The organism is Denitromonas ohlonensis (genome assembly GCF_007625205.1).
GTDB lineage: Bacteria > Pseudomonadota > Gammaproteobacteria > Burkholderiales > Rhodocyclaceae > Nitrogeniibacter > Nitrogeniibacter ohlonensis.
The window spans coordinates 143,627-162,577 of the sequence record NZ_VMNI01000010.1 but is presented as its reverse complement, the minus strand read 5'-3'; the positions used below and the strand labels follow the sequence as shown (position 1 = coordinate 162,577).

Here is an 18,951-nt window from a genome sequence, read left to right as displayed (position 1 = left end):
GAACCAGGTCGCATGCGATGCACTGTTATTTGTCTGAGTGCTCATCCCGCGCTCCCTTAGTAATACTGCCGGATATAGCTGTAGGCCTTCTCGAACAGCTCCTCGTCGGCATGCAGCTTGTACTTGAAGAGCGCCTTGCGCAGAGCCTTCTTCACCTCGCGCTCCCCCGCCTGCGTGCCCTGCCAGCCCGGGAAGCGCACCAGGCGCACGATCTCGTCGATATCGGTGACCACGCGTTCGACGATGATGGGCGTTTCCGCCGTCTTGACCTCGTTGAACAACTCGGTCAGCGCCGCCTTGCCGCGATCCTCGTCTTCTTCGGGCGGGACCTCCTTCTCGGCCTGCAGGGTTTCCCTGGCGATCTCCAGTAAAGCTTTCAGGAACTCCACGCTATTGATTTGCCCGGACTCGAAGCGGTCTTTCAGCGCATCGAGCCGTTCAGACAGTTTCTTGAACTTGGGATTGCCGCCATGTCCGCGCAGCCTGCGTTGGAGCTTGATCTCGATCTCTTTGGCCTTCTTCGGGTCAGGGGTCGAGAGGACCGCTTCCAGAAGATCGGCGTCCAGCACCAGGGTGTCGAGGTCATCGCGTACCGCATCCACATGCACGTTCTGGTGAATCAACTCGATGGTCTTGGCACCGAGCGAATGCCAGATCAGCTTGCCGTGGCCGCTGGAGGGTTGCACCGACTGGTACACCTGCGACAGCCACTTGTAGTCAGTCTCGAATGGACCCAGCACCGTGTCGGGTGACAGCGCCTCCCAGATCTTGTTGAGCACGCTGTATTCGGCGGCGAAGTTGTCGCGTACCTCGCTGTTCGGCAGGCAGTCCTGCGCTGCGCTCAGGCCCTCGTAACCGTGCTGGCTGCGGTCGATGCCGGCAAAGAAGGCCAGGCACTTCTGCATCGCCTCCGGCAGTTTGTCCTTCAGCTCCTGGATGTTGCTGACCACCTGCTTGACACTCTGGTCGTCAAACTCGAGCGCCGCCGCTACATCATCAAAGATGCCGAGGTAGTCCACGATCAGGCCGTGGGTCTTCTGCTCGGAATAGGTGCGGTTCACCCGGCAGATCGCCTGCAGCAGGGTGTGGTCCCGCAGCGGTTTGTCCAGGTACATCGCCTGCAGGATGGGTGCGTCGAAGCCGGTCAGCAGCTTGGCCGTGACGATGATCAGCTGCAGTGGGTCGGCGGGGTCGCGAAAGCGGTCGAGCAGCCGTTCTTCCTCATCCCGCGAACGGTCATAGGGCGCGTACTCCGGATGGTCCTTCTTGTCGGCCGCCTGCACTGACATCACGATGTCCGTGGCCTCCGCTGGCAGCAGCTTATCCAGCTCGGCCTTGAACAGCAGGCAGGACTCACGATCGAAGGTGACGATCTGACCCTTGAAGCCGTTCGGCTCCACCTTGGTCTGGAAGTGCTCGACGATGTCCTCACAGATCTTGCGAATGCGCTCGGGCGTTTTCACCAGCACCGCCATCTTGGCGGCGGTCTTGGCGAGGTTGTCCTTGTCCAGATCCGACAGGCCGCCGGTCAAATCCTTGTAGGCAGCGTCGAGCGCAGCCTTGTCGATGTGCAGGTCGATCAGGCGCGGCTCGAAGTGCAATTTCAGTGTGGCGCCATCGCGGATTGATTCCTCGAAGCCGTAGCGGCTCAGGTAGCCCCGACCGTTGGCCAGGTCCTCGTCGGCACCGAAGGCGTAGAAGGTGTTACGGTCGGCGCGGTTGATGGGGGTGCCGGTCAGGCCGAACAGGAAGGCATTGGGCAGCGCCTCGCGCATCTTGCGGCCCAGGTCACCTTCCTGCGTGCGATGGGCTTCGTCTACCAGCGCAATGATGTTGCTGCGGTCGTTCAGGCTGCCCGATTTTCCGTTGGGAGCCTCGCCGAACTTGAAGATCGTCGTGATGATGATCTTGCGCACGTCCTGCGCCAGCAGTTGCTGCAGCTTCTCGCGCGTGTCGGCCTTTTCCAGGTTTGGGATGTCCGCGCCGGTAAAGGTGCCGGTGATCTGCGTATCGAGGTCGATGCGGTCGACCACAATCAGCACCGTGGGGTTCCTCAGGCCGGCGTGCATGCGCAGCTTCTGCGCCGCGAACACCATCAACAGCGACTTGCCCGAACCCTGGAAGTGCCAGATCAGGCCTTTCTTGGGGTAGCCCGCCAGCACCCGCTCGACAATCTTATTTGCGGCCTCGTATTGCTGATAGCGGCAGATGATCTTGATGCGCCGCTTCTTCTTGTCCGTGGCGAACAGGGTGAAACTGCCCAGGATGTCGAGCACCACGTTCGGCCGTAGCATGCTCTCGGCCGACAGCTTGAGCGATTTCAGCGGGTGGTGCTGCGCGTGTGCCGACTGAGCTCCCGTGTCCAGGTGCCACGGCCCCCAGTCCTTGACCGGCAAGCCGATGGACCCGTAGTGGTAGGCCTTGCCCTCGGTCGCGACGGAAAACACATTGCAGACGAACAGCTCGGGGATGAACTTTTCGTAGTCGTCATGCACCTGCACCGCGCCGTCCACCCAGCTGATGCACTTCTTGACCGGCGTCTTGGCCTCGATCAGCACCACCGGCAGGCCATTCACCAGCAACACCAAATCGGCACGGCGTTCGGTGGGGCCGGCACGGTAGGTGAATTGCTGGATGACGACGAACTGGTTCTGCGACAGGTCGTCGAGGTCGATCAGCCGCACCGGCACATGCTCGTGGTTGTGGCCGAAGGGCATCGAGCGCTCGCCGCGCATCCAGGCGGTCATTTCCTCGTTGGCGCGGATCAGGCCATCCGAGCGCACCGACAGCACGATGGCACGCAGCTTGTAGAGCACCTCGTCGGCGCGGTCGGGCTGGGCAGCAATCTCCGGGTTCAGGCGGATCAGCGCATCGCGCAGCCATGGCTCGACCAGCACTTCCTGAATCTGCCGTGGCACGTCGGCAGGTGCCGCGTAGCGCCAGCCGATGCCCTTGGGGCCGGGGCCGTAGCTGGCTTGAGGTTCCTGGACGGTGTTGGCAGGGACAGCCTTGATCGGGCCGGCGAGCAGATCGCGGACGTAGGCTTCGACGGTGTTGGATTCGTTAAATGCCATTCGCGCCCCCTTCAAGGACCTGACTCGCTACCTGCATCAAAAAAGATCGCGTGCTAGATAACCGAGCCATCAGCGACGTTCCGGTCGCTTCTATCTGAGCAAACTCCTTAATTGCTGCACACTGATCTGATGGGGGCGGCACGGGAATCTCGATCTTATGTACAACTTCTTGAGTGATCAGCGGCAAATATTCACCCAGCTTGCTCCGGTTTAGATTTGAAGCGCGTAAGCAAATAGCTAGGAACGCCGGATGAACATCGCGGCTCATCTTGGCTGGATAGAGCGCGTTGTCAGTAATCCAGCAAGGCCCCGCCGTCATTGACGTGACTCCGCAAAACTGTCCAACACGACCAATGACGACTGTTGGCTCTGCTGTGCCATCCATAACCGAGTCCGTGTACCCAGAAATCCCGTTCCCACCAAAAACTGGAACCGGATTCGTATCGGAAGGGCTCTTCGGCAGGTCGGAAACCCGAATTCCCTTACCGCTGGTGAACTTGGCGATGTTCCCGACTCTCTGTCTTGGTACGCTCTCCATCGAGAGCAAACGCATTTCCATCGAACGTCGAAGTATCGGGAGCACGTCTAGAGCGGCTTGCAGCTCGTCAACGGTGCCCAAACCAGCATTCAGAAGATCAAATGTCCGTCGCTGTTCCTCCATCGGCGGCAGCGCGAACTCCTGCACCGCCATCGTTTTCCAGTTGATCGTCGGCGACAGCGAACCCACCGAGATCTCCACCGCCCGGCTCATGAACAGCTCGCTCTGCATGAAGAACGGCAGAAATTCGGGAAGCACAACGTCAGGCTTGGCCCGCAGCACCATCGCATGTGCCGAACAGATCCCATCGAACTCAGCGACGCCGAGCTTGCGCTGATAGGCCCGGCGGCGACCGAAAATGATGTCGCCCTTCTTAAACATCAGCTTGGTGGCTTCCACGTCATCGGGCGAGCCCCAGCGCCGAATCTTCAACGAGTCGGTATCCAGATGTTCGAGGCCAACGTAGTGCGCCATCCCGGACTCGGACGGGTTGTCGATGCGGACATTGACGTTGGTCGCCATTTGATCAAAGCGCCAGATCTTCCAGCCGGGCTTGAGATTCGCGGTCTGCTCAGTCATCGCCGCCTTGTTCCTTCTCGTGTTCGCCTTCAGCGCCCACGGTGCGGTAGGCCTGGTGCGGGTGTTTTTCACTTTCCGGGTACAGCAGGGTCAACACGCCGGCTTCGCGCATGGGCTTGAGGTGCAGCCGGGCCAGTTCGCGGGCGTCGCTGCGGCCAAGCACCTGGCACAGCTCCTGCGCGGTGTAGGCTCGTAGCGCGCACAGGTCGCGTAACAGCTCGCGCACCGTGGCTTGACGCGGTTTCTTGCCGGCGGCCTGGATGCGCAGGCGCAATGCCTCTGGAATCCCCACAAGTGCTTGTGGGGATTGCTCATCCAGCTTGTGGGGATTGCCGGAATCCCCCGCAGCGCCGGCCGGGCTTGTGGGGATTTCGAGCGGCAATTCCCGCTGGGTCGCGTTACGGGCTTCGGCGCGGTCCGCCGATTTCAGCGTGTAGTAGGTGCGACTGCCGGCGCCCTGTTTTTCCAGCAGCCCCCGGTCGCGCAGGCGGCGCAGCACTAGGCTGGCCGCGAGCGTGTCCAGCCCGCAGAAGTCGCGACAGGCGGTGTTATCCACTGCGCCGGTTTCGCGCGCGTAAATCAGTACTTTGGCCTCTTCGGCACTGAGCCCGTTGCCGGTGAAGCCACGCAACCAGGCGTGGTCCTCCTCGGTGAGCAGATTGTGCAGGAACAGGGTGAGCTTGAACTCGTTGGCCTGCCGGTCGGAGTGGAACTCGGGCAGGGGCAAGCCGGCTTCAGCGGCCAGCCGGCGCATGGCACGGATGCCGGTCCCCTTGGCCTCGGCCAGATGCAGGTCGTGCAGCACGGCGGCAATGGTGGGGTTACGCAGGCGCGAGCCGGGGCTGCCCAACTGCGCCGGTTCCTTGAGCGAGTAGCCGACGTTGCGGATTTCGATGCGGTTGCTGTAGCGGATGATCTGCGTCGGGCTGTGCTGCTGGTAGTTGCGGTGCATGGCCGCGTTGGCCAGCGCCTCGCGTATCACCTTGCGCGGCAGGACGGGCTCCTGCACGCTATGCAATTGCCCTTCGGGCAGGCGAAAGCCCTTGGGCAGCTCGTCGATGATGCTGGCTTCGGCCTGCGGCAAGGCCAGCAGCAGCGGCTTGCGAATGTCGATGGACTGGAAGCGGTTCTCCGGATCTTCCACCCATTCGTTGCCCGGCACGCGGATGTAGTCGATGCGTACCATGGGCAACAGACGCCGCAGGGCCAGCGGCTTGCCGAAGATCACGATGCCGGCCAGTGTGGGCAGCAGGTGCCCGTCCATGCGGCGCAGCACACCGAGCGCCTCGAGCATGTCTTCATCACCGTAGCCGAGCTCTTCGGCCTGCGGATTGATGCGCGCGCGCTCGCGCCGGTAGGCGGCGATGGCCGCGGGGTCGAGATCGTCCAGTCTTGCATCGGACAGAATGCTCTGGTCGGGGCCGTGCGCCGGTTGGCTTTCTCCCCGCAGCACCCACAGGTCTTCATCGACACAATGCTGGTCGGTGGAGCCGATACGACGATAAGCGCCGCGCGGCAGACCGGTGGCTTTCAGGTAGACGGGCTTTTGCGTGACGTCGGCCTCTGGCACGTACACGACCAGCACGGTCTGTCCGTCTACCGTTTCCGGTTGCATCTCGGGGCGCAATGCCACGTTGAGCATCGAGGCGCATTGGCTGGCCAGGTCGCGCTGCACCTTGTCCGGATCGGGAAGGCCCGCAGCGCGATAGACCGTGTCGCCTTTTTCGTTTGTGAACCACTCCGCGCCCAGCAACAGATAACCGCCATCGAGCCCAGGCTCGTTGGCAAAGGCGATGACGGTTTGCATGACCGACTTGCCCAGTTCGCTGGCGCGCTTGGCCTCGATTCGGGTGGATTCGTCTACCGCGTTGAGTTCGGCGAAAAGCTCGGCAGCGCTACGCATCCGCCGCTTCCTTGAAGCGGAAGCTCTGCTTCAGATCATTCATCCATGAAGGATCGATCAGCCCGTCATGCTGCAGACGCCCGACCACGATGCCGGGATGTACGCCGATCTGCAGGGCAAACTCGATCACCGCAGCCTTGCTGCGCAGGCCGGGCAGCAAATGCGCACATTGCGCCGGAATCAGGCGGTTGCCGGCCCACTGATTGGCTTCGTGCTCCTGCGGGTCATCCGTATGCGCGGCATTGGGGTCGTCGAGAAAGATGGATTTCTTGTCGGCATGGCTGTTGGCGTGCAGCAGGATGTGGGCCGCCTCGTGGAAGAAGGCGAACCAGAACTTGTCGTTGGTCTTGCCGTAGAGCGAGAGCTGGATCAGCGGGCGTGTCGGCCCCAGCCAGCGCGCCACGCCACTGACATGGGCGCGGGGAATGGCCGGCACGAGTACCAGAAGAACGCCGGCTTCGTGCAAGAGCTTGCGCATCTGAGGCTCAAAGACGTCGGGCGCCTCGCAGGTCAGGCCGCGAATGGCGTTCAGGGCATTCTCGAAACGGGCTTTGTCGTATTTCGGGCCGTCGAGTCTTTCGGCTTGCTGCTCACCCAGACGCAACCAGGCCGAGATGGCGCCCACATCGCACTGCTCGGCGCGGCTGCGGCGAAAAGCCATCTGCATGCTGCCATAGTGGGCGCGCCAGTCGTCGGGGGACGCCACGCCAAAGAAGCGCAGGCAGGCTTCGACCAAGCCGGGCTTGTTCCTGGCATCCACGCGCTGTTTGGCAATGGCGCCGCTGCTCATGATCTCCTTGAGTGGCAATTCGTCCAGCCAGGGCACCCATCCGACATGGCGTTCGGCCGCTTCCAGGCGCGCCTTGTGTTTCTGGTAGCTGGCCTCGCGCGTGAGCCAGAAATCCATGGTGCTGCCGAGCACACGTTCCAGACGCTGGGCCGCATCTACCGTCACCGGGACTTTGCCGTTGATGAGCTGGCTGATGTGTTTTTCGCTGTAGCCCAGGCGCAGGGCCAGTTCGGCTTGCGTCCAGCCGCGCTCCTCTGCGATGTCGAGGATGGATTCGCCAGGTGGGGAGACCCAGTCTGGCGCAAAGGGAGCACTCAGTTCAGTCATGGTAATCCCCTATGTATTCGATGCAGACGATGGTGACCTGGGACCAGTCGATCCCGCCGTCCGGATGGGTTGGACATGGATCGTGGGCTGGCGCGAATACCAGACGCCAGCCGCCGGCCAGATCGAGCGCGAACTGCCCCGCACGATCACCCTTGAGCGGATGAGGGTTGCCAGCAGCCAGCTCACTCACCCGGCTTGCGGATTCCAGATCGCTCAGTCGGTTGCGCAGCTTGCGCGAGCAGGCCGCCCCAAGTTTCTTCTCGGCGGCGGCCTGCTTTTCACACAGCTCGCGGAGCTTCTTGTCCTGGTATCGAATCTCCAACAGCCACTCCGAATGATATTCATCTTTACCTATCAGGTAAAGATTAAATTGTGGTGTCACGAACGACCATCTGGATGTTCGGTGTCTGAAAGTTCCGTTTTTTGGAACGGCCTGACGAGCGCAAGCGGCGACACTGCGCACTCCCGATGCGTCGGGTGTCCACCAACTCTTGCTTCGCCAAGGAGATGAAAATGAGCAAGTCGAAACCGAACACCAACCGCAAGCCGATCAACAAGACCGACTTGGCCCGCATACAGTCGGCGGTCGCGAAAAAGAACGACGGACAAGTGCCCAAGGACAGTTACGTGGGGCGCATGCAGGAGGCGGCCGAGCGAAACACCATCGATTCCAACGACCAATGAATCCCCGACATTTTGCAGGAGAATGAGCATGTCACGCAAAGACGATCTGGACAATCATGCGGACCAGTTGAACCCGAACAATGACACATACTGGGAGTCCCGCGGTTGGGACGAACGCCCGGATGACTGGGAGGACAGAGTCGAGACCGACGCTTTACTGCCGGAGGGCAACGACTAAGGTTCGCTGAGCCAGGCAGGCCATGGGGTGTCACCGCTGACAACCCCACCGGCCTGCTTCATGCGTTGCAGATGTTCGTTCCACCAGTAAAGGTACTCCTCGTTGTGCAAGCGAATCTGTTTGCCCCTCTTGGCGGTATCGACCTTCACCAGCAGTACCTGAAACAGGGCCGCGGCGACGTAAAGCGGCATGATGGGGGGCGGGCAGCTGTCCTTAGGTGGCACAAAAAACGCCTGCCGGAGTTGTTCGAAGTTCTTCAGCGACAGGTGCTTGGTGCCATCCCGCCAGTTGACTAGGTTGGTCTCGGACTCGTTGCACACGGGCACGAGGTCCTTAAGCCCGGGGCGCGTGTCGGGCCACCTGCAGTACCTATGGCGATGGTGCATCGCGTAGAGCAGGTCTATCAGCCGCGAAACCGGAAAGCGGATGGGTTCGCGACCACGCGGATTGGCCTGAACGCGCTCGATGTCGGCGAGCGGTAGCAACAGACTGAACACCGGGCGACGCTGCATCTGCCGAAGGTACAGCGACTGAAATTCGATGTCCCATTGGGCAAGCAGCGAGAACAGTAGATTGGCTGCAGCTCCGGCGGCAGGCTTCTCAAGCTCGGACCATACACTCGCAGACTGTGCCTGTCGCAGCAACTCTGGGCAGGCGTCGGATGCTTCGTCGTAATTGTTCGAAAAGTGCGGGGAGTGGAGCCAGTCGGTGTCGAGCAGTGTAGTTTTCGCTTTCGCAAAATCGTCGCTCTGGCGAGCACTGATCAGCGCGATGCCCAGTTCGTCAATGCGCCTGGCGAGAGCCATTGTCAGCGGAAACTCGATCAATCCTTGCACCTCGGTCTCATAGATCATGCCTGCGGTCAGCGTTCCGGGGTGGCCGCTGATCCAGGCGCTGATCTCGTCCTCACTGAATTGACACTGCCGCAACTGATCCCGGACGTTCTCTTCGGAATGGCGCCGGGCGCGTGAAATGGTCGATTCCCGAAGACCTTTCTTCAGACCCTTGCCCAGCCCCCTCGCACTGATGCCGGTCCGTTCAGCAAGAAACGGAATCCGCTTCCTGCCTGAGGCGTACTCGTAATAGCGTAATACGGCCTCTTCCAGCACGGCCGGGACCTCAGGAAATGGTCGAAGCGCGAGAGAGATCCCCTTCAGGCTCGCTACCTGATTGCTCGAGCGCGTCCAGCGTCTCGACCAGGGAATCCATCTGCTGCCAGAAGTCTCGCCCATGCTCTTCCCATGCGGCCCATGCTTCGGCAAGGTCATCGGGATGTGTGCCATCGTCGGCAGTTGAAGCGCCGGCGGGTCTTCGTTTCACATAAAGCGGAATCGAGAGGTTTCCGGCGTTCTTCTGAAGCTCGGCGAGCGTTGCCATCCTGGCGAACCCCGGTTCATCGGCGAAGCCTTTGAAAGCGCCGAGGATGCGCTGCTGGTGTTCGGGTTTGAGGAAACTTTGTGCTCGTTCGCGGGTTACGTCGTTCACCGCGTCAATGAAGAGCACCTTGTCTTTCCGGGCAGCCGCCTTCTTGCGGTTGCAGATGACGATGCACGACTCCATTGGGGAGTTGTAAAACAGGTTGGGGCCGAGACCGATCACGGCCTCCACCCAGTCCTGCTCGATCATCCTGGCGCGCATGGCTTGCTCTTCATTGCGGAACAGCACGCCATGAGGCCACAGCACGGCGCAGCGGCCCTTGGATGTTAGGCTGGTCAGGATGTGTTGCTGGAAGGCGTAGTCAGCGCGGCCCTGCGGCGGCGTGCCCAGATGATTGCGGCCCCATTTGTCCTGCGCCCAGGCTTCGCGGTTCCACTGCTTGATGGAGTACGGCGGGTTGGCCAGGATTACGTCAAACTGGCGCAGGCGGTCGCCCTCGATGTGCTTGGGGTCGGCCAGGGTGTCGCCTCGGATGATCTCGAAGTCCTCCACGCCGTGCAGGAACAGATTCATGCGGGCGATGGATGAGGTGATGAGGTTGCGTTCCTGTCCGTACAGCTTGAGCGTGCGGTGCTCGCCGCCCGAGCGCTTCACCTCGTCCAACGCCGAGATCAGCATGCCGCCGGTGCCGCAGGTGGGGTCGTAGATCGACTCGCCAGCCTGCGGGGCCAGCAGTTGCGTCATCAGGTGGACGACGGTGCGATTGGTGTAGAACTCGGCCGCCGTGTGCCCGGAATCGTCCGCGAACTTCTTGATCAGGTATTCGTAGGCATTGCCGAGCTCGTCCTCGGGTACGTTGGCCACCGACAGCGTCTGGGTGGAGAAGTGCTCAATGAGGTTTTTCAGCGTTTCATCCGGCAAACGCTCGCGGTTGGTCCACGGCGCGTCGCCGAAGATGCCGTCGAGCAGATCGGGGTTGGCGGTCTCGATCGCGCGCATGGCTTTTTGGATGGCGGCGCCAACGTTTTTCGGAGACTGGCGCACATCGTTCCAGTGCGCACCTTCAGGGATCTGAAAACGATGGTTCTCGGCGAACTGGGCATAGGACAGGTCGCCATTTGAGTTGGCCAGTGCAGTCTGGTATTCCTCTTCCCACACATCCGACACGCGCTTGTAGAACAGCAGGGGGAAGATGAACTGCTTGTAGTCACCCGCGTCGATGAGGCCGCGTAGCAGCACGGCGGCGCCCCAGAGGTAGCTTTCCAGCTCTTGCTGGCTGATGCGTCTGCTTGGGGGCCTCATTGCAGCCATCCCCCTTCAGTCATAACCTGCGCAAGCCGATCTTCGGCCTCGCGACAGCGGGTGAGGGCATCCTTGAACGCTGCGATGGCTTCGGGCAGGGGCGGGATGTCTTCTTGCAGCGGCGGGAGGACGTAGCGCGAGATGTTCAGCGTCCAGTCTTCAGCTTTGATCTCGTCGAGGGTGACCACCTGGACCGTGTCCTGCACATCGGTGAAACCGCGATACCAGCCGAGGATGTCGGCGGCGTGCTCGGGCTCCAGGTAGTTTTGCGCGCGGCCCCGGCGGAACAGTCGTGAGGCATCGGCGATCAGCACCTTCTTTTTGCGCGTGGCCGGTTTGCGTTTTCGCAGGACCAGGATGCACGCGGCAAGGCCAGTGCCATAGAACAGATTGGGTGCGAGCCCGATCACGGCCTCGACCAGATCCATCTCCAGCAGTTTCTGGCGGATGCTGCCTTCCACCCCTTTGCGGAACAGTGCCCCTTGGGGTAGTACTACGGCCATCCGGCCGGTTACGTCAGCCATCGACTTGACCATGTGCTGCACCCAGGCAAAGTCGCCGCTCGATGATGGCGGCAGTCCGGCAAAGTTGCGGCCGAAGGGATCGTTCAACCACAGGTCTTCGCCCCACTTTTCCAGCGAGAACGGCGGATTGGCGATCACGCAGTCAAAGACGGCCAAGCGGTCAACGTCGAAGAAAGCCGGGTTGCGCAGGGTGTCGCCACGCACCACCTGAAAGTCCTCAATGCCGTGGAGGAAAAGGTTCATCCTCGCGATGGAGGAGGTGGTGAGGTTCTTTTCCTGGCCGTACACCTTGCCCCACAGGCGCTTGACGTCGCCGTGCATCTCTTTGACGTGTTGCACGGCGGCCAGCAACATGCCGCCGGTACCGCAGGCCGGGTCGTAGATGGTTTCGGCTTCCTTCGGGTCGAGCATGTCGATCATCAGCCGCACCACGCTGCGCGGGGTATAGAACTCGCCGGCCTTCTTGTTGGTGGCGTCGGCGAACTTCTTGATCAGGTATTCGTAGGCGTCACCGACCAGGTCCGAATCGACGTTCTTGTTGCCAAACGGCAGCTTGGAGAAGTGCTCGATCAGGTCCTTGAGCAAGGCATCAGACAGCCGCTCCTTGTTCGACCACTGCGCGTCGCCGAACACGCCATACAGGGTTTCCGGGTTGGCCTTTTCGATCTCGCGCATGGCCCGCTGGAGCGCGGCACCGACGTTGCTCGCCTTGGTGCGGACGTCGTTCCAGTGGCAGTCATCAGGGATCTGGAAGCGATGCGATTCCGGAAACCAGGCCAGTTGTTCATCGCCGGTCTCGTCGACGATTTCCTGATATTCCTCGTCCCAGACGTCGCAGATGCGCTTAAAAAACAGCAGCGGGAAGATGTAGGTCTTGAAGTCTGCGGCATCCACCGGGCCGCGCAGGATGTTTGCCGACTCCCAAAGGTGTGATTCAAGCTGGGCGAGCGTAATCGTTGAATGCTGCAAGACGAATGTCCGGTGTCATGATGTGCGCCGGATTATCGCAGACTGGGCGGCCGTTACCTGTGCCCATAGGCACGCTATCGAGGGTAGGCACAACGGAAGATGTGGCCGAACATCGAAGCAAGAGGCAGGCGTCGCGCTGAAGAGCTCAGAAAAGCACTTTTCCTTACAGGTGAGCAGGGCGCCACCTGCCCACGGCGATGCAGCGCTGGACGTAGAACAGTGACCCCCTATTGTTGCAGGTCAGATCGGTTGCCGGCGATGGGCGAGCTGTGCGGCCATAAACTTGAGCGAGGTCAATTCTTCCACTGACGCCGGAGTGGAACCATCAAATCCTCGGCCAAGGTATGTGCTTCGAACCGCAACGCGGCACGCGGCCGATCGACCTGTGTGGCTGACTGTTCCTGCACCCCGCCCATCCTCATGGCACCCGAGTTTGGGCTGGCGTCTTGCTCGGCTTGCGTCCGCCACCCAAGGTGGTCGCTCGCCTCGATGCATGCTGCCAGCGCGATGTGTGTGAGGCGCTGGGTCGAATCGATGCGATCTAGCGTCGATGCGGCGTACGCGATGGCCGAGCCGAGCTCTCGAACGACATCCTCCTCAATTAGAGCGAACATCCCAAAGTTCTGGCGGCGCCCATTCTCGGAATGCTCCAGCGGGAGCCGCAGCAAGAGGGAGCCGCACTCGTCGACCTGAATCCTCGCGCCGTATTCCTGCTCCAGAAATAGCGCTGAGCCTTCGATGCCGAAGTTGATCCCTTTTGATGGCGTGAACAGTCTGGGGGCGCCAAACAACGCCTGCTGATGCAGGCTCTCGGCTAGGGCAGTCGCCTCTAGCTCCGCCGGCCGCAGGATGCGTTGTGAGGGGCCACCGACAATCGCTACGTGCAGCATCGGCGAGCCTGAATGGCTAATTCGGTGTGCCTTCGGCAGAAGATCGGCGGCCGCCTTCAATAGCGCTGCGGTGTCGAAAGGGCCAGCCGCGTTAGCGAGTTGGTAGTCGTGTATGGCGCGGGTGACGAGGTCTTTCAACTCGTCAGCAGTTTTGAAGCCAGCCCGGAAGTGCCCCTGCTGCCAAGATTGCGCCTCCGACACGAACTGCGCCTGCTGCTCGTCGTACTCCACACCCTCCTGAACGAACATCAAGATTGGCTTCTTTCCTCGTACCTCCAAATATTCCTCGTGGGTTGGCGACACTCCGGACCTACCCTGAACGTAGCCATAACGATCGCAAAGAATCAACACGACCACGTCGGAATCTCGCAGGCCTTGAAGGCACGCAACCTGCGGGGACGTGGGGCGGGCGCCAAAATCCTCCGCCATGACGGGCTCATGCCTCAGCACCTCTACCGCCGAGCGCGCGGCCGCGCGTAGCGGTTCATAGCCGGTGATCAGTGAGCTGATGAAGATTTTCATGTGGGCCTCAAAAGCGGGGGACGCGATAAGAAACCGTCGGCAGCGGACGGTGCTGCAATATGTTCGCATGGTATTCGTGCCAGCGACAATTTGCCCCTGTCTTGAGGCCCGATTCGGCTTGGGCTACGGCCAAAATTCGGGAAATCGCCATGTCGTGCGAACGTCAGCTGTCTCGGTGGCTGCCGACGTTCAGTTCGCCGATTCCTGAGGCCCGCCAATGAGAGCAGATGGCTGACCGGCGCCCTCCTACCCTCGCGGACCGGTCCGACCATGAACCTGCCGCTTCCGCGCACTGCGCGTCCGCTCCGTGCGGGAACCTGCCGCAGGGCCATCGTGATGATGGATGGCTGTTCCAAGCTTCGTACGTTCATTGGCATTTCGCCTCCCAACGCTGTATTGCACAAATCAGTCTGTTTCGAAGTTTGGTTGAATGCGGGTATCCAACCTCACAACGCATCGAACCGCATTTTTATCCGGGGACGAACGCAGTAATCGGTACACGCGCGGAACGCTTTGTTTGTCGATTTGATGGAGCCTGCGGGGTTTGACTACGCCCCTGATCAACGCCCAAGGTGCCCGACATGCCGGACTTCCTTTCCATATCCTTGCCGGGATGGCCGGCCCCCTGCATTGCCACCGCAACGACTGCTGTGCTGACCGCACTCAGCGCTGGCGCCTTCGCCGCCGATGTCCTCGTCGTCACCGACAGCCATCACCCAGTCAAGCCCATGGGCGGCGAGCGGATCATCGAGTTGGACCAGCCCGCACGCATAGAAGCTGAACTTTCCGCAGGACTGCCTACCGATCCCGGCCAGGCCACAGCCCTCGCACGCCAGCGGCTGAGCGGCGGCCAAGGCGATTTGCAGCGCCGGATGAGGCGTGCCTACCAGGGCGTGGCCGATGCCTGGAGCTTGGGTATCGCCAAGATTCCGGCTGTCGTGGTCGACCGGCGCTACGTGGTCTATGGCGAACCTGACGTGGCGCGTGCCGTGGCCCGTATCGATGCCTATCGGAGCGGCCAGCCATGAGCTGCCTGCTGACTCCGCCGACACGGCGCGTGCGGTCAGCCGTGGCCGCCGTGCTGTTCAGTGGCGCGGCATCGGCCTTCGCCCTGAACACCGCCACCATCACCTCGTCCGTCCTGTCCGTGGACTGCCTGGAATACCGTGTGGTCGGCATCTGCTACTGGCTGCACTGCACGTGGACGAGTTGCTCGGTGCGCACCTCGGTGAAAGTGCGCCACTACATCCCGGATGCGGTGGTCTCGAGCTATTCGAATACCGGCGAGAACCCGTGGACGGACGTGCGTGCGATGAGCCCCCCGAACGACTCGGCTCAGGCGGGCGGCGACGGCACCACCAACCACGACAACGAGAACAACTTGGCGAAGTTCAAGAACGCGGACGTGATTGGCCATCCGGGCGGCTACGTGTTGAGCCAGTTCGCCAGCCGCACCGGCTATGCCTGCGAAGGCGCGGGCACGGCCTTCATGCCGTACCTGCTGAGCACGCTCGACACGCTGGCCTGGCGAAACAACATTCCCGAGAAGTACTACCCTGAGGCGCGGACCCCCGGCATGCGTGAAATCGGTAGCCGCGCTGGCGCCAACCTGTGGGGCAACGTCTATCCGCGGGGCGGCTTCCTGCACCAGAGCGATGACTACATGAGCGCTGCCGTGGTCGCGCAGCGGGCGGGCGATATCGTGACGCGCAGTAATCAAGCGCACGTCTACCAGTCGCTGCTGGCGGACGCCAAGGATGGGTACTGGCCCGCAGGCGCCCTGAAGGAGAGCGACGCCTCTACCGGCAAGTGGCAGGAGCTGACACCGACCCTCGCCAACACCTGCGCGGTCTTTCCACACAGCGACACGCGCGAACAGGCCGAGCAGGGCGATTACGCCTGGGCCTTGTGGCGGCCCTATGCCTGCTGTGAGCGCAAGGGGCAGATCTTCCTCGGCAGCGTTGATTTCCCGTAAGGAGTCTGCGATGAGCACTTCCATCTCCCTTCTCATCCGCAGCACCCTGCCCCATGCCCGGGCTGTCGTCCTCGCCTGTGCCGTGGCGGCTGCGAGCAGCGTGGCGTGGGCGCAGACCCGCATCGCCCCCAGTAGTGTCAGCGTGAGCGGCAGCGTCATCGGCGACGACGTGCTCTACAGCATCGGCGGCGGTCGGGCCGTGTCCATGGGCGGCGCCGGGAACATGCAGAGCATTGGCGTGGGCGTCGGCTGGAACAGCAACCTGATCTGCGGTGACATGAGCATCACGACCACCCTGCAGAACCAGTTGAACGGGATCACCAATGGCTTCCAGCAGATCATGTCCTCGGTGATCCAGAACGCCACCAGCGCGGTGGCATCGCTGCCGGCGCTGATCATCCAGCGCGCCGACCCGGGTCTCTATAACCTGCTCACCAACGGCGTGCTGCAGGCCCGCCTGGATTTCGACCGGTCGAAGATGAGTTGCCGGGCCATCGCCAACCGGATGGCCGACATGGCCGGCGGCCAGACCGGCTGGGATCAGCTTGCCGAGGGAATGTCGCTGCGGGATTCGGTCGCGACCAACGGCGACGCGGTCTCGGCGGTGGAGCAGGCCGAGTCGAACAAGGGCAACAACGGCGTGCCCTGGGTCGGGGGCAGCAATGCGGGGGGCGCGGGCCAGAGCGCGATCAAGGTGGTGGGCGATGTGACCCGCGCGGGCTACAACCTGCTTAACGGACGCAGCGTGACCGACACCTCGTCGATCCCGCGTGCGTCCTGCGGCAACCGGCTGACCTGCCAGACCTGGACTTCACCGCAGGCGGCTGCGGATTTCGCGACCCGCGTGCTGGGCGAACGCGAGCAGCGCACCTGCGATAGCTGCACCAAGACTCAGACCACGCCCGGCGTCGGCCTCACGCCGGTGATCCAGGAGGAGTACGAGACCAAGCTGCAGGCGCTGCAGGACCTGGTGACGGGCACGAAGCCGACGACGGTGGCGAACCTCGAAGCGGCCGGGAGCAATTCGCTGCCGATCACCCGCGGCGTGATCGAGGCCCTGCGCGACGAGCCCGACCAGGATCTGCTGGGCAAGCGCCTGGCCTCCGAGGCAGCACTATCCAGTGTGCTGGAGAAGGCGCTGCTGTTGCAGCGCACGTTGCTCACCGGCAAGAAGGAGCCGAACGTCGCGGCCAACGAGCTGGCGGTGAAGGCGGTCGACCAGGAAAACGGCGCGCTGGAGCAAGAGATCAACAACCTCAAGACCGAACTCGAATTGCGACGCACGCTGGCTGGCAACGCGGCGATGGCGATCGTTCAACGTCAGAGCACCCGCGCCGCTGGTTCACGCGGCATCTTCGAGGGTGACACCACGCGCGACCGCCTCGAGGAAGTGCAGAAGCCCCGGAGCACGCCATGAGCGGCCGGACCTGGTTGCGGCCTTCTCGGCTGCTCAGTCGGCGCTTGGGCGTTGCGCTGCTGTGGGCGCTGCTGATCTGCGGCGTTGCGGTGACCGTAAACGTCACCGGCATCCATGTCGTCGGCAGCATCGATGCTTGGGAGCGTTGGCTGCTCGCGCACTCGACCCACTTCCTCGCCTGGCGCCTCGTGCTCTACGCGGCGACGGCCTCTGGCTGGTGGTGGATGCGACAGCGCCTGCGGCAACGCGAGCCGACGGCCGAGACGCATCAACGCTTGCTGCGGGTCGAGATCGCGGCCGTGGTCACTGTCGTGTTGCTCGAAGGCAGCCAATGGCTGCGCAACGGCTGACACGAGGAGGTCGTCATGACCCTCTACACGACGGACTATCTGGAGTATTACCTGACCCTGGTGGGCTGGGTGGTCAACAACGGCATCTGGAACATCCTCGTGGCCAGCGGCGTGTTCGCCTTGCCCTTCGTCGCGATCGTCATCCAGGAGTGGTTGCGGGCGCGGGCCGAGGGGGCAGACGAGGGCAACAAGGGCGTGCTGTCCTCGATGCGCATCGAGAACCGCGTATGGGTGGCGATCATGGTCATCATGTTCGCCGGCATCCCCTTCATCCCGGTGGACCTGAGCGCGATCCGCTTTGACACGACGCGCTCCGCACAGTGCCAGGTCAGCGTGCCCCAACCAGCGGACACGGGCTGGTCCAACGCCTACACCACGCTCAACAACCAGAGCGCGCTGGTGCCGGTGTGGTGGTTCTTCATGCACGCCATCTCGAAGGCCGTCACCGGCGCCGCGGTCGCGGCGATCCCCTGCGGGGCCGACCTGCGGCAGATACGTATGGACGTCGATTCCACCCGCATCGACGACCCGGTGCTGGCACAGGAGGTCAGCGACTTCGTGCATGACTGCTACGGGCCGTCGCGCGCCAAGCTGTTCATGAACCGGCCGACGCTCTCCGACGATCAGTTGAACGACGTGACCTGGATCGGTTCGAGCTACTTCCTCGACACGGCGGGCTTCTACGACACCTACCATTCGAGCACGCCGCGCACGGCCTGGCCCTATGACGCGACCCGCGATGCGGGGCTCGCCCAGGTGGACAGTGGCGGTGGCTATCCGAGCTGCCGACAGTGGTGGTCTGACGGCAGCAGCGGGCTGCGTGCGCGCCTGCTGGCCCAGGTCGATCCCGATCTGCTGACCCGCATCGGCCGCTGGGCGGGATTTCTGTCGCAGAACGAGGCCAACGACTCGGTGATCCGCGCCGTCGTTGCGCCCCGGCAGCAGAAGATGAACCAAGGCGCCGTCTATGCCGACTATGGTGGCCAGATCGAGAAGACGCTGCCCAATATCGTGACGCGCGGTGCCGGCGACCTCGGCATGGCCGCTGGATCGCTGGGTTTCTTCCCGGCCATGGACGTGGTGCGCCAGGCACTGCCGATGGTACTGTCGCTGCTCAAGATGGCGCTCGTCATCTGCATTCCGCTGGTGCTGCTGTTCGGCACCTACGAGCTGAAGTCCCTGATCGCGGTGAGCTGCGTGGAGTTCGCGCTATTCTTCGTGGAGTTCTGGTTCCAGCTCGCGCGCTGGCTCGACAGCACGATTCTCGATGCGCTCTATGGTTGGGGATTCGGCGTAAACACGCCGCACAGCAATTTCGATCCGCTGATCGGGCTGAACAATGCGTTCGGGGACATGCTGTTGAACTTCGTCATGGCGACGATGTTTATCGTGCTGCCAACGTTTTGGGTGGCCGCATTGGGGTGGGTTGGGGTGCGGGCAGGTGGGGCACTTCAGGGGCTTTCAGATGCCACGCGGCCAGCTGGCCAAGCCGGCGGGAAAGGAACCGGAACTGTTTCAAATAGACTTCGGTGAGCGGTTATCTCCCCGTGCT

General features: G+C 62.3%; 16 protein-coding genes. 7 read left to right on the top strand and 9 right to left on the bottom strand.

The genetic code is table 11. From position 1 onward, the window contains the following. Positions 1-56 precede the first annotated feature (56 nt). The 5 genes from FHP89_RS11690 to FHP89_RS11670 are packed head-to-tail and all read right to left on the bottom strand — an operon-like array spanning position 57 to position 7,593. A complete protein-coding gene (locus tag FHP89_RS11690) occupies positions 57-3,074 on the bottom strand; it encodes a type I restriction endonuclease subunit R (protein WP_144178173.1) in 3,018 nt (1,005 codons plus the stop codon). Continuing rightward, on the bottom strand, positions 3,064-4,191 hold the full coding sequence (locus tag FHP89_RS21195) for a restriction endonuclease subunit S (RefSeq protein ID WP_260851576.1): 1,128 nt from the start codon (positions 4,189-4,191) through the stop codon (positions 3,064-3,066). The genes FHP89_RS11690 and FHP89_RS21195 overlap by 11 nt, the downstream gene beginning before the upstream one ends. Beyond that, the gene (locus FHP89_RS11680; RefSeq protein WP_144178171.1) at positions 4,184-6,094 is read right to left on the bottom strand and encodes an ATP-binding protein; all 1,911 of its coding nucleotides are present in this window, start codon (positions 6,092-6,094) and stop codon (positions 4,184-4,186) included. The genes FHP89_RS21195 and FHP89_RS11680 overlap by 8 nt, the downstream gene beginning before the upstream one ends. Continuing rightward, positions 6,087-7,211 carry a helix-turn-helix domain-containing protein gene (locus FHP89_RS11675; RefSeq protein WP_144178169.1) on the bottom strand — a complete coding sequence of 375 codons (1,125 nt, stop codon included), beginning with the start codon at positions 7,209-7,211 and terminating at the stop codon, positions 6,087-6,089. The genes FHP89_RS11680 and FHP89_RS11675 overlap by 8 nt, the downstream gene beginning before the upstream one ends. Further along, positions 7,204-7,593: a type II toxin-antitoxin system RelE/ParE family toxin gene (locus tag FHP89_RS11670; protein ID WP_222105374.1), complete on the bottom strand. Its 390-nt coding sequence runs from the start codon at positions 7,591-7,593 to the stop codon at positions 7,204-7,206. Before FHP89_RS11670 ends, FHP89_RS11675 begins: the two co-directional genes overlap by 8 nt. A gap of 131 nt (positions 7,594-7,724) precedes the next feature. Here FHP89_RS11670 and FHP89_RS11665 point away from each other — a divergent pair, with 131 nt between their 5' ends. Further along, complete coding sequence (locus FHP89_RS11665) at positions 7,725-7,895, top strand: hypothetical protein (RefSeq protein WP_144178167.1); 171 nt, start codon at positions 7,725-7,727, stop codon at positions 7,893-7,895. 28 nt (positions 7,896-7,923) lie between these two features. Then, complete coding sequence (locus FHP89_RS20960) at positions 7,924-8,073, top strand: hypothetical protein (RefSeq protein WP_186300315.1); 150 nt, start codon at positions 7,924-7,926, stop codon at positions 8,071-8,073. Here the strand turns inward: FHP89_RS20960 and FHP89_RS11660 are convergent. From FHP89_RS11660 to FHP89_RS11645, 4 genes are all read right to left on the bottom strand, one after another. Then, the gene (locus FHP89_RS11660) at positions 8,070-9,182 is read right to left on the bottom strand and encodes a hypothetical protein (RefSeq protein WP_144178165.1); all 1,113 of its coding nucleotides are present in this window, start codon (positions 9,180-9,182) and stop codon (positions 8,070-8,072) included. The genes FHP89_RS20960 and FHP89_RS11660 overlap by 4 nt on opposite strands. A 10-nt stretch (positions 9,183-9,192) precedes the next feature. Next, positions 9,193-10,752 (bottom strand): type I restriction-modification system subunit M, encoded by a 1,560-nt coding sequence (locus tag FHP89_RS11655; protein WP_144178163.1) that lies wholly within the window; start codon positions 10,750-10,752, stop codon positions 9,193-9,195. Then, a complete protein-coding gene (locus FHP89_RS11650) occupies positions 10,749-12,245 on the bottom strand; it encodes a type I restriction-modification system subunit M (protein ID WP_144178161.1) in 1,497 nt (498 codons plus the stop codon). Before FHP89_RS11650 ends, FHP89_RS11655 begins: the two co-directional genes overlap by 4 nt. A gap of 293 nt (positions 12,246-12,538) precedes the next feature. Beyond that, positions 12,539-13,657, bottom strand: coding sequence for a DUF4062 domain-containing protein (locus tag FHP89_RS11645; protein WP_186300314.1), 1,119 nt, complete (start codon positions 13,655-13,657; stop codon positions 12,539-12,541). A 581-nt stretch (positions 13,658-14,238) separates the two neighbouring features. Here FHP89_RS11645 and FHP89_RS11640 point away from each other — a divergent pair. The 5 genes from FHP89_RS11640 to FHP89_RS11620 are packed head-to-tail and all read left to right on the top strand — an operon-like array spanning position 14,239 to position 18,932. Next, complete coding sequence (locus FHP89_RS11640; protein WP_144178157.1) at positions 14,239-14,685, top strand: TIGR03757 family integrating conjugative element protein; 447 nt, start codon at positions 14,239-14,241, stop codon at positions 14,683-14,685. Continuing rightward, a complete protein-coding gene (locus FHP89_RS11635) occupies positions 14,682-15,632 on the top strand; it encodes a TIGR03756 family integrating conjugative element protein (protein ID WP_144178154.1) in 951 nt (316 codons plus the stop codon). The genes FHP89_RS11640 and FHP89_RS11635 overlap by 4 nt, the downstream gene beginning before the upstream one ends. Before the next feature lie 10 nt (positions 15,633-15,642). Beyond that, positions 15,643-17,049, top strand: a complete 1,407-nt coding sequence (locus FHP89_RS11630) for an integrating conjugative element protein (protein ID WP_144178152.1) — start codon at positions 15,643-15,645, stop codon at positions 17,047-17,049. Next, the gene (locus FHP89_RS11625; RefSeq protein ID WP_144178150.1) at positions 17,046-17,399 is read left to right on the top strand and encodes a hypothetical protein; all 354 of its coding nucleotides are present in this window, start codon (positions 17,046-17,048) and stop codon (positions 17,397-17,399) included. Before FHP89_RS11630 ends, FHP89_RS11625 begins: the two co-directional genes overlap by 4 nt. A gap of 15 nt (positions 17,400-17,414) precedes the next feature. Beyond that, complete coding sequence (locus FHP89_RS11620; protein ID WP_144178148.1) at positions 17,415-18,932, top strand: conjugal transfer protein TraG N-terminal domain-containing protein; 1,518 nt, start codon at positions 17,415-17,417, stop codon at positions 18,930-18,932. The last annotated feature ends 19 nt before the right edge of the window (positions 18,933-18,951 follow it).

Coding starts and splice junctions, on each gene's coding strand:
- FHP89_RS21195 (WP_260851576.1), bottom strand. CDS start 4,191: ATGACTGAGCAGACCGCGAATCTCAAGCCCGGCTGGAAGATCTGGCGC.
- FHP89_RS11665 (WP_144178167.1), top strand. CDS start 7,725: ATGAGCAAGTCGAAACCGAACACCAACCGCAAGCCGATCAACAAGACC.
- FHP89_RS11645 (WP_186300314.1), bottom strand. CDS start 13,657: ATGAAAATCTTCATCAGCTCACTGATCACCGGCTATGAACCGCTACGC.
- FHP89_RS11620 (WP_144178148.1), top strand. CDS start 17,415: ATGACCCTCTACACGACGGACTATCTGGAGTATTACCTGACCCTGGTG.
- FHP89_RS11680 (WP_144178171.1), bottom strand. CDS start 6,094: ATGCGTAGCGCTGCCGAGCTTTTCGCCGAACTCAACGCGGTAGACGAA.
- FHP89_RS11625 (WP_144178150.1), top strand. CDS start 17,046: ATGAGCGGCCGGACCTGGTTGCGGCCTTCTCGGCTGCTCAGTCGGCGC.
- FHP89_RS11655 (WP_144178163.1), bottom strand. CDS start 10,752: ATGAGGCCCCCAAGCAGACGCATCAGCCAGCAAGAGCTGGAAAGCTAC.
- FHP89_RS20960 (WP_186300315.1), top strand. CDS start 7,924: ATGTCACGCAAAGACGATCTGGACAATCATGCGGACCAGTTGAACCCG.
- FHP89_RS11630 (WP_144178152.1), top strand. CDS start 15,643: ATGAGCACTTCCATCTCCCTTCTCATCCGCAGCACCCTGCCCCATGCC.
- FHP89_RS11690 (WP_144178173.1), bottom strand. CDS start 3,074: ATGGCATTTAACGAATCCAACACCGTCGAAGCCTACGTCCGCGATCTG.
- FHP89_RS11640 (WP_144178157.1), top strand. CDS start 14,239: ATGCCGGACTTCCTTTCCATATCCTTGCCGGGATGGCCGGCCCCCTGC.
- FHP89_RS11635 (WP_144178154.1), top strand. CDS start 14,682: ATGAGCTGCCTGCTGACTCCGCCGACACGGCGCGTGCGGTCAGCCGTG.
- FHP89_RS11675 (WP_144178169.1), bottom strand. CDS start 7,211: ATGACTGAACTGAGTGCTCCCTTTGCGCCAGACTGGGTCTCCCCACCT.